The following is a 13673-nucleotide window of genomic DNA, read 5'->3' as shown; positions in this document are numbered from 1 at the left end:
TATCAATTAAATCCAATCAAACTTGCCGCAACATTGATCGCGACCGCCAAAATGACCGTATTAAAGATAAATGCCAGTACACAATGAAAAATATTTAAATGCCTAAGCGATGAACTGGTAATGGACACATCTGCTGTTTGCGCAGACGTACCAATGATATAGCTGAAATAAATAAAATCGAGATAGTCGGGTTGATCTGTCTTGGGAAAATCCAACCCAGCTTCTTGGTGACGGCTTTTTGCCAGGTAATAGTCATGGGCATAGTGAATCGTAAATAAAGTATGCAGCAATAACCAAGTTGAAAATATTGTGCCAATGGTCAGCAGAATCAGTGCGCTTTTTAAAATAGGAGAATCTTTTGGTACATGACTGAGTTGCACCACGATCGAAATAAAACACACCACGATCGCAATCAGTACCACAGTTAAAATCACCCACTTCCCTTCATCCTGTTGCTGGGCACGTTTTAAAATATGTGTTGCATCCAGATGCCACATCATTTTCAAAATCAGGAATAGATACAGCCAAATCGCAATATTCCAGCCTAACTGCAAGCAGGTAGCCCATTTCCAGTCAGTAAAAAAGTGCAATGCTGCATAGATCAGCAAACCTAAGCTAAAAGTTGCGGAGAGATATGGACGATGTTTTATCCCTGTTGCAAAACGTTGTACAAATCCCTGCATACTTCACCTGATTGTCGTTTTTATTCATGATTGATTAAGTCTTATTTTTTAACACTGTATGGACTTAGAAAAGTACCTTCTATGATGGATTTTACCTAAATTAAACAAAATAAATTTCTGCTACATATTTACTTCGGACAAAAATGTCCGTTTAATTCACATTAAATATTCCACGAGCTTTGGTCATGGTAAAACGTCAGCAATTGGCGGCTCACAATCGTGATGAACTCCTCAATGCCGCAGAGGAAGTTTTCCGCAAGCAAGGTGTGCATGTGCCACTACAGGCCATCATTGATCATGCTGGTGTTGGGCGGGCAACTTTTTATCGTAATTTTGCCGATCGTAAAGCCTTAATCGCAGCGTTGCTGGAACGCGCCATTACCCGTTTGGAGCAAAAGGCGAAAGAATTACTTATCTTTAATGATGGTTTTATCCGTTTAATTGAAAGCCATATTGAACAAATACCTCAGCTCGTCGTGCTGATTGATTACTGGCGCATTATTGATCGTGAAGACCCAATCATGCTAAACATTTATGAACGACGGAATAAAGCGCTACAGCCTCTGATTGATCAAGCGATTCAGCACCAATTATGTCGCCCTGATCTTACCCCTCAAGATTTCGGTATGATTACGGGGATTTTAGGGGCATCATTTCAAGGACATCAGGCGAGCGATCAGTTAAGACTGGCAAAACGCGCAATAGAATTATTATTAAACGGCATTAAAGTGTAGGTCGAGGAATAAAATGGATAAAAGCCCTCGCTATCTAGAGACTCCCCCAGATTGGACTGCTGAAGAGCGCCCAGCCTTACCAGGTTCGCCTGCAGCTATTGCGCATACCCGACCAAAACGTATTGCCTATTTTACTATTGGTCTGATTATCAGTATTGCAGCAAGTCTCAGTAATGGTTTTATTATTGCCAATTTGCCCATCTTTCAGGGTGAATATGGTTTAACACCATCACAGGCAGCATGGCTTCCTGCGTCTTATGTCATGGCCAATGTCAGTGCCAACCTGATTCTGTTTAAAGCTCGGCAACAATATGGCTTACGCCTGTTTTCAGAACTGGGATTACTGGTATTTATTGGCGTACTGGTTCTGCATCTCTTTGTACAAACCTATGAAATGGCACTCTTTGCCCGCTTTATTGCAGGCTTGGCCGCAGCGCCACTCAGTTCACTTGGCATGTATTACACCATGCAGGCCTTTGGCAAAGCAGATATGGCCAAAGGGATTTATCTGGCTTTCGGATTTCAGCAGCTGGGATTGCCATTGGCATGGATTCTTTCCCCATTCCTACTCAAAGCAAATCCGTGGGATGTGATTTATACCTTTGAATTAGGTCTGGCCATCTGTTGTTTTGCAATGGTTGTTTCACTCAAATTGCCACGTAGCTTACGTCTGCAGGTCTTTGAGAAGCAGGATTTCTTTACCTTTGCCCTGTTGGCACCTGGTTTCGCCTGCCTCTGTATCGTACTGACGCAAGGGCCTATTCTGTGGTGGTTCGATAGTCCTTGGCTGGCTTATATCTTGATCGCAGGTTTTTGTCTGATTGTATTGGGCCTCACTTACGAACATTATCGGACCAATCCATTAATTATGACCCGCTGGTTAGCGGCTGGTGATTTACTCAGTTTTGTTTTCAGTGCCTTTGCATTACGTTTGCTCATGTCAGAACAAAGTTATGCAGCGGTGAATTTTCTGAAAACCATGGGTATGGGGCCGGATCAATTTGTTCCCCTATATGTGGTGATCTTTTGTGGGACGATTGCAGGTTCAGTGTTTAGTGCTTTGACCTTCCATCGCGAGCGGCTCATTTTAAATTTGTTCCTTGCTGAAATCCTGATTTTCATTGCCTGTGCACTGGACTATCACCTCACCAGTGATGTGCGCCCAGCCAATTTCTATCGCAGTCAATTTTTAGTGAGTTTTGCAGGTGGCGTGTTTATCGGGCCATTACTATTGATGGGCTTTATGCGCACCTTGCAGCGTGGACCTCAATATGTCTTGACCTTTATTATTCTTTTTTCAGCCACACAAAACTTTGGTGGTCTGGTCGGTTCATCCTTCTTTAATACTTACCAGCAACATCATACTTATGGTTATAAAGTCGAGATTAACAGCAATCTTAATCCGACTGATCCTTTGGTTGCACAACGCTTACAGACTTATCAGCATAGTGCAATGGTAACCACCAATGATCCCGTTCTACAAAATAATCAGGCACTACAAAACCTGAATAAAGTGGTGACACGCGAAGCACAGGTTCGCGCCTATAACGATGTAATTGTATTAAATGGCATTTTTGCTGTTGTTTTACTGCTATGGGGGTTATTTAAATATGTACGTAATAAGTACATGACCCGAAAAAATCTGCAAGCAGCCAGTTAACCCTTATGGTATTTGATTGAGAAAACATTATGTCTGAACAAGATAAACCAGAAAATACAAATGCTCAGAACAATGAGCAAAACCAGACGGTTCAACCTGAAAAGGCACCAGAAGCTGTGACGCAAATGCCACCGCCTCCTCCACCGCCAACCAGTAAGTTGATCAAGACCAAGCGTTCAACCTTGTGGTGGATGCTGCTGGTGTTAATTGTCGGAATTACGATTATTTTATGGGCATGGCGAATCGGACCATTTCACTCGGCGATTGAACATACTGACAATAGCTATGTGAAAGGTAAAACCACTATTCTTTCTTCACAGATTAATGGCTATATCAAGGATGTTCTGGTTAAGGACTTTGATCATGTTAAACAGGGTCAGGTACTCATGCATATTGATGCAACCACCTATGACCAAAAGGTGACGCAAGCTGTTTCTGGGGTAGAACAAGCGGAAAATAGCCTTGCCAATCAGACTCAAGCCATTGCCCAACGTCAGGCAGATGTCGTTGCAGCCCAAGCCAAACTGGATCAGGTCAAAGCGCAATACGATCTATCTGTTGCACAACTTAAACGCTATCAACAACTGGGCGATAGTGGCGCTGCCTCAAAATCAGAACAGGATAAAGCTGCGGCTGATGCACAGAATAACCTTGCTTTGCTCAAACAGGCTCAAGCCAATATTCTGGTTGCGCAAGAAGCCTTAAAAACGGCGCAAGTCGCTGAAGCAGGCTTAAAAGCGCAAGTAAATAGCGCTCAGGCACAACTGGATCAAGCCAACACCACCAAGGATTACAGCACTATTGTTGCGCCACTGGATGGTCAACTCGGTGAAGTCAATCCACGTGTAGGCCAATACGTTGCAGCAGGCACACAACTGCTCTATTTAATTCCACAACAAACCTGGGTCATTGCCAATTTTAAGGAAACTCAAATTGCCAATATGAAAATTGGGCAAAAAGCCTATTTTACTGTGGATGCAATGAATCATCAGAAGTTCACTGGACAGGTAGAGCAGATTTCTCCTGCCGCTGGTTCAGAATTCAGTGTATTGAAGCCTGACAATGCGACAGGTAACTTCACCAAAGTGGTACAACGTATTGCTGTACGGATCACCGTAGATCCAAATCAGAAAGGGATGGAAAATTTACGTCCAGGGATGTCTGTCATTACTTCGGTAGACACCAGTTCCTAAACCTATACTGACATTTTCAATCAAATCCATTTACAATGTGATCAAGCTCTTTTTTCATGATCTAAGATGTTTGATCACATTGCTTTTCCCACTCCCTATCAGACCTTAGATCTTCCTGCGCCAGTTCAACTCACCGTGAAGCGTCTGGATCAGATTCATCCCCACATTTCGGGTAATAAGTTTTTCAAACTCAAATACAACCTGCTTGCCGCACAGCAACAAGGCTGCTCAAAAATACTGACTTTTGGTGGGGCTTTTTCTAACCATATTGCCGCAACGGCGTATGCCGCTCAACGTTTTGGTTTTCAAAGTATTGGCATTATTCGCGGAGACGAGTTGGCTTCGCAAGTCTTAAATCCAACACTACAAACTGCGCATGATTTCGGTATGCAACTGCATTTTGTGAGTCGGGCCGAATATCGACTGCGCCATGAAGCCGCATATTTACAACAGCTACAACAACAATATCCGCAAGCTTTCATCGTTCCAGAGGGAGGGACCAATGCACTTGCCTTGCAAGGCAGCCAAGAAATACTATCTGCTCATGATCGAGAAAATCATGACGTGATTTGCTGTGCAGTTGGTACAGGTGGAACCATTGCAGGGCTGATTGAAAGCAGTTCAGATCGACAGCATGTGCTGGGCTTTTCTGCCTTAAAAGGTGATTTTCTACAACAAGACATTCAACAGTGGACAGATAAAAAAAATTGGTCTTTAACTGATGCCTATTGTAGTGGTGGTTATGCCAAAACCAGTCCAGCGCTACTGCAATTTATGCAACAGTTTGAACAGCAATATGCGATTCCATTAGAACAAGTTTATACCGCTAAAATGATGATGGGACTTTTTGACCTGATTCAGCAGCAACATTTCCCAGAAAATACCCGTATTCTTGCGATTCACACAGGTGGTTTACAAGGAAAATTGAAAACATACTAAAAGCTGCATAAATCTTTTATAATTGCCCGCTTTTCCGCTCTTGAGTATTTCCCCCATGATCCATCAAGTTGATGTTGTTGTTTTAGGTGCAGGTGCATCAGGCTTGATGTTGGCTGCGGAAGCAGGCAAACGTGGGCGCTCGGTTGCAGTGCTTGAAAAAGCCAATAAAGTCGGTAAAAAGATTTTGATGTCTGGTGGGGGTAAATGTAACTTTACCAATCTGGATGTCGAGCCTGCGAACTATCTTTCTGAAAATCCACATTTCGTTATTTCTGCCCTCACCCGCTATACCAACTGGGACTTTATTGGTCTGGTGTGTGAATACGGAATTGAATATGAAGAACGCAAGCACGGTCAGCTTTTTACCCTAAAAGGATCAAAAGAAATCCTTGAGCTGTTACTTTCAGAATGTGATAAAGCCAAACGTGTACAGATTCAAACCCATTGCGAAGTACAGCAAGTCAAAGCACAAGCAGATTCAGGCTTTATCATTGAAACCAGTCAAGGGACTTATCAATGTGAATCACTGGTGGTTGCGACAGGCGGTTTGTCTATTCCAACGTTAGGCGGTTCTGGCTTTGGTTATGAGCTTGCACAACAGTTCGGACATCATGTCTACCCAACACGCGCAGGTCTGGTTCCCTTTACCTTCTCAGATCAATTTAAGGAAGTGACCACCCGTTTAAGCGGTAATGCGCTAGATGCAACGTTAATTAATGAACGTCATCAATTTACCGAAGCTTTGCTCTTTACCCATCGTGGCCTCAGCGGCCCAAGCGCTTTGCAACTTTCCAACTATTGGCATGTCGGTGAAAGCTTTAAAATTGATTTCTTTCCGAGTCAGGACTTCGCTCAATTTTTCAAAGAAAAGAAAAAATCTCAGCCGAAAGTGCTGTTACGGACCTTGCTAAGCGAATTTACCGCCAAAAGCATCGTACTTGAATTACAGCAATTGATCTGGGCAGAGCAAAGTGAAACTGCGATTGGCAATATAAGCGACCTTCAACTAGAGCAAATTGCTGCACAGCTCCATGCTTTTTCTGTCAAACCGTCTGGAACCGAGGGTTATCGCACAGCAGAAGTGACACTGGGTGGTGTAGATACCAGCGAAGTCTCATCAAAAACCATGGAAAGTAAGAAGCAGAAAGGCCTATATTTTATTGGTGAAGTACTCGATGTGACAGGACACTTAGGCGGTTATAACTTCCAATGGGCATGGTCATCTGCACAGGCAGCAGCCCAATTCGTTTAAATACGGTTTTGATACTTACCCTTCGCTTTGGCTTCAGATGAATCAATACTTAATGTGGTTCATCTGAAGAATTAGCAGCTTCCGAAGACGGGATTTTCTGGGTATTTTCGATTGATTTCTCTTTGGTTGGGCTTGATTTCGCCACGACAAATTTGTAAGCACTTGCCAAAAAACCAACAGTAATACCTGCAATAATAATCGGTGCAAATACACGATTTGGCCTCTTCATTCTGTTCTCCTATTAACTTTTTATTGAGAGACTATGGGGACTTTATCTATAAATGAATTGCTTTTTAGGCCAAGTTTTCACTTCGACCCAATCGAATGCGCAACTTGCCCATTCCACTTCGCTCAGAATTTTCCACATTGTGAGCTGAGCTGGATGCAAAACGTGAGTCCTAACAACTCTGGACAGCATTACAAATAAAGGTCAAAAGTGCGAATAAAAACAAAACGACCACCCTGCTTAGAGTGGTCGAATTGATTGAAAAAATCAAAGATTATTTTTTACTATTCATCCGAATATGGCGGAGTTGGTGGTGTTGGATTCGCCGGAGTATCTGATGAAGTTGGTGTCGGACTCACAGGATTCACTGGAGTCGTTGGCGCTGGGCTCACAGGCGCTGCTGGCTTAACCTCATCCTTGTGCAACGGATTTGGTTTGTTGCCTTCTGTTTTTGCCTTATCCAGTAAATCACCAAGTAAACGCTCTGCCGGTTGACGACCGCCTAAACCAAAGGCCAATGCAAATGCGACTGCAACTGAACCCAGTGTTAAACCGAATGCCAGATTAACAATAGAATCGGCAATACCCATTGCTTTCAAGCCCATCGCAATCACAAGTCCCATAATTAAAATACGGACCAGATTACCTAACCAGCGAGAGCTATTATATTCACCGCGTTGAACGACATTGGCAACCACATTCGCCAGCCAGAAGCCGATCACCAGAATTACTGCACCTAGAAGGATACTTGCACCGAACTGGATAAACATGGCGATGAGTACGCTCACCTGTTCCAGCCCCAGACGATTCGCTGCTTCTGAAACAGCAAATAGCATGGTGAAGAACACGATTAGACAGCCAACCACATCTGAAACACGAGTCTGTCCAAGGAAACGTTGTACATCGAGTTTCATTGGAATTTCATCGACACCCGCACCTGAAATCAATTCAGCCACTAAACGTCCAACAAAACGCGAAACAATATAAGCCACAATTAGAATCAGGCCTGCCGCAATAATTTGTGGAATCGCGTGCATGATTTCATTCAGCATTGATGTCGCTGGTTGAGAAATCGCTTCGATACCAAGTGCTTCAAATGCCACAATTAAAGTGGTAATAATAATGACGGCGAAGACAAAAGAGCCTAAAAATTTAGAGACATTTGAATTTTTAAATAGCCCTACTTTTTCAGCCTGTGTTTGTAAACCCAGACTATTACTTAAACCTTCAACAATGCCACGTACAATCTTCGCAAGAATATAACCGACGAAGATAATGACACCAGTAATAAATAAATTCGGTAAATAAGCAACGGCATCATTCACCATGTTCTGTACAGGAATTAATAGCCCTGTTAAACCGAGAATCGATAAAACAATCGGCAAGAACAGTAATAAAACCAGCCAGTAAAAAATCTCACCAATATTGCTGCTCAGTGAACTGACACCGACCTCACCGCTCAGCTTCTCATCCAGCTCGGTTCTGGCAAGTACATTGGTTAATCCTGCGCGTACCAGACGGGCAACAATCCAGCCAATAAAACCGACTGCAACAGCAGCAAACAGGTTAGGAATAAAGGCCAGAATCCGCCCGACCATATTGCTAAATGGATCACTCACACCACTGATATTTAAGACATTTAATGCACCCACAACCGCTAGAATCATGATAAACCAGAATACCAGCTTGGAAATCAGATTCTCAATATTTGGGGTACGACCAGTTGCAGACGACAATTTATGATTGGTATCAAGTTTTTGCAGTAATTTTTTTACACCCGCTGCAACCACCAGAGCAATAATCCAGCCGACCAGCAGAATTACAATTGCAGCTAAAATCGGGTGAAATTGATCCCAATAATACATTGCATCAAATCCTCCTCGGTTGGAGGGGTCATTAAAAAATTCATTCATGTTGTTATCCTTATGTTGTGTTTTTCAGTCTTGTACAGTCCACCCATGGTTGCTCTATGAACTAAGAACATGATTTATGGATGCTTCCACCATAATTTTTGTCTATTTTCCAATCAATAAATGGCAGCACTAATACAACAAAAAGTGCGCAAAATATTGCAAAAAAGCTCATTGATTCACACCAATGAGCTTTTTGAAGAATTAATTCTCGGTCTTAAAATATGCTTGTCTAAGCATTCAGAACTGCCGACTGCATTTGTGACAGAATCACTTGTGCAGTTGGATTGGCTGAATGATCAGCAACCATATAAACAAGTAATGCAATCAGGAAGATTCCCACCAGAATCAAAATATAAACGGGTAATCTTCTCTTTTTGGTAATTTCTTCTTTGCTCGCCACATGGGGTTGTGGCTTACTAAAATCATGCATGATAGCAGCCCTCATCCTTTTACTTTTCAATATTTATATTAGCAACGTGCTGTGTAGCATTGTGTGAAGAAGCTTCGGACTATCGTTGCGCTGGTTGCAGAACTCTACTTTTTTTATTTTATTTTTTGTTTAAAATATAGGCGGCTTTAGCGGGCAACAAAAATAAGCTATAATGCTCAGTCCCGTTTTTTAAATGTTTTGCTTTATGTCCTATAGCCAACAAAGTGTTTCTCTTGATTTGGACACTGATGTAACACATCAATGTTTTTTACATCACACACGCGATGAACATTTGATTGGAATTATTGAATTTAATAAGCCAAGCTATATCCTGAAATGGGGTGATCTGGAATATTTTCGTCGCCGCACAGAAGAGTTTTCGGTGATGCCATTACCAGACTGTATCAATGCCATGATCATTGATATTCGTAATGTACAGCCTTTTTTAGACAACGAAGTTCCCATCTTGCCGTGGCGCTTACTGGAAGAAGATTGTCCTGTACGTCTGGTCGTTCCTCAAGAACGCCTTGAGCATTACATTGGGTTATTTGAACCGACTTGGTTAACCACCGATGTAGACACGGCGATTCAGGAAATCCGTGAATTTATGGATATGTTTGTTCACTAAACATATCCCTCCTCTCCCATTCAAATGAATCGTCTCAACCGAAGTCTGTTACCAGTAATTTTCTACGGCAATATTACCTTCACCACGACGATTCATAATTAAACCACGCTGTTTTAGCGCTTCTTTGGTGTCTTCCACCATTTGCGGATTACCACATAACATCACATGACTGCTGGCTGGATTCAAATCCAAGCCAACGGCTTTTTCCAGTTCACCATTACCAATCAGCACAGGTAAACGATCATGTAATGGCGCCTCTGGATCACGCGTGATGATCGGGACAAATTTAAAGCCCGTATGCCCTTCACCAAACAGCGCCGCAATCTCTTGAATACGATCTACATAAGCCAGTTCAGACTCGGTACGAACGCTATAAACCAGATTGATGTGCTGATATTTATTCCATGTTTCAAAATCTTGCAGCATCGATAAGAACGGCGCCAGACCAGTCCCTGTCCCCAATAACCATAAATCCTGCGGTAAAGGTTGTTGATAACGCGCAAGGGTTAAATAACCATACGAGATCTTTTCCAGATACAGCTCATCACCCACTTTAAGGTGTTGCAGATTTGAAGTAAATGCGCCATCGGGTACCACAATTGAAAAGAATTCTAGCGTTTCATCAAAGGGTGAAGACACCACCGAATAAGCACGAACCACCAGTTCGCCATTCACCATTAAACCAATACGGGCAAACTGCCCTGCGGTGAATTTAAAATGGGCTGGACGGGTCATGGTAAAACTAAACAGATTGTCAGCCCAGCGGTGTACAGATAAAACCTTTTCTACGCTAAATTTTTCAATTGACATGATTTGAACGTGGCACGAAACAGTAGGCTCATGTTAGCATGATCGAATAAATGATGGATACTCAAAACATTAAGGCTATTTAACATGCGCATGACATTACGCCAATTGGCTGTTTTCGTGGCGGTCGCTCAAGAGGGAACTGTAACCAAAGCGAGTGATGCTGTTCGTCTCACACAAAGTGCGGCAAGTATGGCCTTAGCAGATTTAGAAGATGGTCTGGGCGCACCACTATTCGACCGTCTAGGAAAACGCTTACAACTGAATGATCTAGGACGTTTTTTACTTCCTCAAGCGCTTGAGATTTTAGGGCGTTGTGAAGCTTTTGAACAAGCGGCCAAAGGCGAGTTGCAAAGCATTGATTTACGCCTTGGGGCAACACTCACCATCAGTGATTATTTAATGCCTGATTTGATGGCTGATTTTTTACAACGTCATCCGCAAGCGCATCTCCAACTGCAAGTGGGTAATACCCGTCAAATGATTGAAGCAGTGAATCAATTTCAGCTTGATCTCGCCTTAATCGAAGGTTCATGTCATTTACCACAACTGCAATGTATTCATTGGCGTAATGATGAACTGGCTGTATGTTGTGCGCCTGATCATCCTCTTGCACAGCTCAACCGCCCCATTACACCGGCAGATTTTGATGAAGTAGAATGGATCTTACGTGAAGAAGGTTCAGGAACACGTGAAGTGTTTGATAATGCTATTTTACAAGATTTACCAGATGCCAATATCCGTTTAACACTGGGCCATAATGAAGCGATTTTAAAAATAGTCGCAGGTGGTTTGGGCATGTCATGTATTTCCAAACTGGCGATTGAACCTCTTCAGGAAAAAGGCCAGTTAGTCATTCTAGATACGCCTTATTGGGAATTAACCCGTCCGCTTTATATGCTCGTCCATCGCCAAAAATATCAAGGGCCAGGTTTAAAAGCCTTTTTGCAATTTTGCGAAGCAAAGGTTTAAATTTTCAAATAAAAAAATGCTTCCACTTGGAAGCATTTTTTTATGCAGTTCGGTTTAGAAGTCGAAGCTCACACCAAGTTTATAAGTACGACCTGCGCCAACTGTAGTAAAGCCACTGGTAAACACGCCATCCCAATATTTCTTATCAGCGACATTATCCACATTGGCACGGAAAGTTGTATTTACTCCACCCAATTTAGTTGCGTACTTCGCCCCTAAATCAACCAAGGTATAATCAGGTAATTTTAAATTATTGTTCGCAGTTAAGTATTGGTCATCCACATAAGTCACAAATGCATTTACGCTTAAACCTTCTACATAGGGTAAGGTGTAATCTACACCAACGCCTGCGGTAATCTCTGGTGTACCCTCAATGGTATTGCCAGATATATCGACTCCACCCGTTAAGAGTCCTTTCTTATATTCGGTATCAATATAAGCCAGATTACCGTAAACGATTAAGTCTTCCGTCACTTTACCAGAGAAACCGTACTCAACACCTTTTGATTCAGTCTTCGCACCATCTGTTGTGATTTGCTTAATATTTGCATTGTTCGGATCACGATAGCTTGTATCTGTCATCGTGCTCGGTTTTTTAATTTGATACAGCGCTAAAGTGTGTAACCAACGATCACCTTGATATTTCGCACCAATTTCATATTGCTTACTTTCAAATGGGGCAAATGTTTTATTGTAATTTGCATCTGCCTCATTAGATACCGTTGCACCTCGAACCAGACCTTCCACATAACTCACATAGAATGAAGTTTCTTCACCAAAAGGTTTCACAACAATGGCGGCACTTGGAGATAACTTATCATCTTTCAATGGCGGTGCATTGGTCGTCAGCGCTTTTAAATTCATGTCTTGATAGCGTACACCTAAAATAAACTGTAGCTTGTCATCCAGCATAGAAATCTGATCACTTAAGCTATAGCTGACATAGACATCATCTGCGAAAGGTACAATGACTGGCCAAGTATCAGGCATATGCCCTTCGCTACTTGGATCATAGATATTGGTCGGAAAGTAAACTTCTTTTGCACCACGTCCTTGATGCTGACTATATTTACGTTTCAGGTAATCTGCTCGGAATGCCAGTGTATGAGAAATATCACCTGTAAAAATCTGACCTTCTAAACCTGCATTAAAGGTGGTGTTATGTTCCTTTGAACCGACTCGATAATATTGTGCCAGTGCATCGCCATCCGCACCGACCAATGGACTGGTATTACCTATGCCTTGATGATTAACGGGATAATCGCCTACGATCATACGGGTACCAAATAAATGCCCACGGTATTCACGCTCATTGAACCCAGCGCCAGCAAATGCTTTTAAATTTGGTAGAAGCTTATATTCTCCTGATAAGCCCACATAATTAGCACTTTGCATACCTTCTAAATGTGGGAAATAATTCAGTTTTCCATCTGGTGCTGGTAAAACACGTCCCAAAGTCGCAAAAGAGATCATTGCTGGTGAACCACCATCACGCTTATCTCGTACCGAATAAGCATCAAAGTTAATTTTGGCCTGATCAGTCGTATAGTCGAGTGCTAGTACCGCAGCCGTATTTTCATCTTCTAGCCCGTCAACAATATGTTCACCTTGTCCATAAGTCGCACTGACACGCGCACCAAATTTGTTGTCTTCACCAAAACGGCGAGATACATCAAAACCTGATTTGTAGTAACCACCATCCTCGTACATCGCAGAGACTTGGGTCAGATCGCGATCCGCACGTTTGGTCGTTGCCATTACGACTCCACCAATACTCCCACCTGGTGCCATGCCTGCAATTAATGCATTTGGACCTTTCAATACACTGGCAGAGCTTAAAATATCAGTCGGTGTACGACCACTTGGCGACATGCCATAAGCACCATTAATATTGGCATCTTCCCATGTCACCGCAAAGCCGCGAATCATAAAGTTTTCGTTTAAATGCCCACTATTGGTGGTGGTACGAATACTTGGATCATTTTTAAGAATGCCTGCGATCGAATCCGCTTGCTTATCTTTAATTGCCTGCTCGGTATAGGACTGGATACTGAACGGCGTATCCAATACAGCTTTCTCACCGAGGATACCTAAACTTGCATCTTTTTTAAGTTTACCTGTTGCATCTGTTGCTTGTGAGTCGGCTTTTACGACAATCGTTGGTAAAACTGTATTTTCTTCAGCCACAGCAAACATAGGTAATGCAATGAGAGATAGAAACAATATATTCTTTTTC

General features: G+C 42.5%; 13 protein-coding genes. 7 read left to right on the top strand and 6 right to left on the bottom strand.

The genetic code is table 11. The features are described 5' to 3' along the window. Positions 1-2: 2 nt before the first annotated feature. Entirely contained in the window at positions 3-683 is a 681-nt protein-coding gene (locus IEV36_RS14450) for a DUF1345 domain-containing protein (protein ID WP_005256191.1), read from the bottom strand. A 185-nt stretch (positions 684-868) separates the two neighbouring features. On the opposite strand from IEV36_RS14450, the gene IEV36_RS14445 reads away from it, so the two are divergent. From IEV36_RS14445 to IEV36_RS14425, 5 genes are all read left to right on the top strand, one after another. After that, on the top strand, positions 869-1417 hold the full coding sequence (locus IEV36_RS14445) for a TetR/AcrR family transcriptional regulator (protein ID WP_005256189.1): 549 nt from the start codon (positions 869-871) through the stop codon (positions 1415-1417). Between the two features lie 13 nt (positions 1418-1430). Further along, positions 1431-3077, top strand: coding sequence for an MFS transporter (locus tag IEV36_RS14440; RefSeq protein ID WP_005256186.1), 1647 nt, complete (start codon positions 1431-1433; stop codon positions 3075-3077). 29 nt (positions 3078-3106) lie between these two features. Beyond that, positions 3107-4270 carry an HlyD family secretion protein gene (locus IEV36_RS14435; RefSeq protein ID WP_004770795.1) on the top strand — a complete coding sequence of 388 codons (1164 nt, stop codon included), beginning with the start codon at positions 3107-3109 and terminating at the stop codon, positions 4268-4270. Positions 4271-4336: 66 nt separating this feature from the next. Continuing rightward, positions 4337-5209, top strand: coding sequence for a 1-aminocyclopropane-1-carboxylate deaminase/D-cysteine desulfhydrase (locus tag IEV36_RS14430; protein WP_005256184.1), 873 nt, complete (start codon positions 4337-4339; stop codon positions 5207-5209). Between the two features lie 55 nt (positions 5210-5264). Then, positions 5265-6461 (top strand): BaiN/RdsA family NAD(P)/FAD-dependent oxidoreductase, encoded by a 1197-nt coding sequence (locus IEV36_RS14425; RefSeq protein ID WP_005256181.1) that lies wholly within the window; start codon positions 5265-5267, stop codon positions 6459-6461. 49 nt (positions 6462-6510) lie between these two features. Here the strand turns inward: IEV36_RS14425 and IEV36_RS14420 are convergent, their stop codons facing one another. The 3 genes from IEV36_RS14420 to IEV36_RS14410 form a co-directional block, all read right to left on the bottom strand. Next, the gene (locus tag IEV36_RS14420) at positions 6511-6690 is read right to left on the bottom strand and encodes a hypothetical protein (protein WP_005256180.1); all 180 of its coding nucleotides are present in this window, start codon (positions 6688-6690) and stop codon (positions 6511-6513) included. A gap of 281 nt (positions 6691-6971) precedes the next feature. After that, positions 6972-8600 carry a mechanosensitive ion channel gene (locus tag IEV36_RS14415; protein ID WP_005256178.1) on the bottom strand — a complete coding sequence of 543 codons (1629 nt, stop codon included), beginning with the start codon at positions 8598-8600 and terminating at the stop codon, positions 6972-6974. Between the two features lie 229 nt (positions 8601-8829). Next, positions 8830-9030, bottom strand: a complete 201-nt coding sequence (locus IEV36_RS14410; protein WP_005256177.1) for a hypothetical protein — start codon at positions 9028-9030, stop codon at positions 8830-8832. Positions 9031-9235: 205 nt separating this feature from the next. Here IEV36_RS14410 and IEV36_RS14405 point away from each other — a divergent pair, with 205 nt between their 5' ends. Continuing rightward, entirely contained in the window at positions 9236-9658 is a 423-nt protein-coding gene (locus tag IEV36_RS14405; protein ID WP_004770789.1) for a hypothetical protein, read from the top strand. A 48-nt stretch (positions 9659-9706) separates the two neighbouring features. Here IEV36_RS14405 and IEV36_RS14400 read toward each other — a convergent pair whose 3' ends face one another. Next, on the bottom strand, positions 9707-10468 hold the full coding sequence (locus tag IEV36_RS14400) for a ferredoxin--NADP reductase (RefSeq protein ID WP_005256176.1): 762 nt from the start codon (positions 10466-10468) through the stop codon (positions 9707-9709). A gap of 84 nt (positions 10469-10552) precedes the next feature. On the opposite strand from IEV36_RS14400, the gene gigC reads away from it, so the two are divergent. Beyond that, a complete protein-coding gene (gene gigC / locus IEV36_RS14395) occupies positions 10553-11437 on the top strand; it encodes a LysR family transcriptional regulator GigC (RefSeq protein ID WP_004770787.1) in 885 nt (294 codons plus the stop codon). Positions 11438-11491: 54 nt separating this feature from the next. On the opposite strand, the gene IEV36_RS14390 is transcribed toward gigC, so the two are convergent. Then, positions 11492-13633 carry a TonB-dependent receptor gene (locus tag IEV36_RS14390; protein WP_171068005.1) on the bottom strand — a complete coding sequence of 714 codons (2142 nt, stop codon included), beginning with the start codon at positions 13631-13633 and terminating at the stop codon, positions 11492-11494. Between the last annotated feature and the right edge of the window lie 40 nt (positions 13634-13673).

The organism is Acinetobacter vivianii (genome assembly GCF_014635885.1).
In the GTDB taxonomy this organism is placed as follows: Bacteria; Pseudomonadota; Gammaproteobacteria; order Pseudomonadales; family Moraxellaceae; genus Acinetobacter; species Acinetobacter vivianii.
Note: the sequence above shows the minus strand (reverse complement) of the source record. Positions and strands in the feature narration are given on the sequence as shown.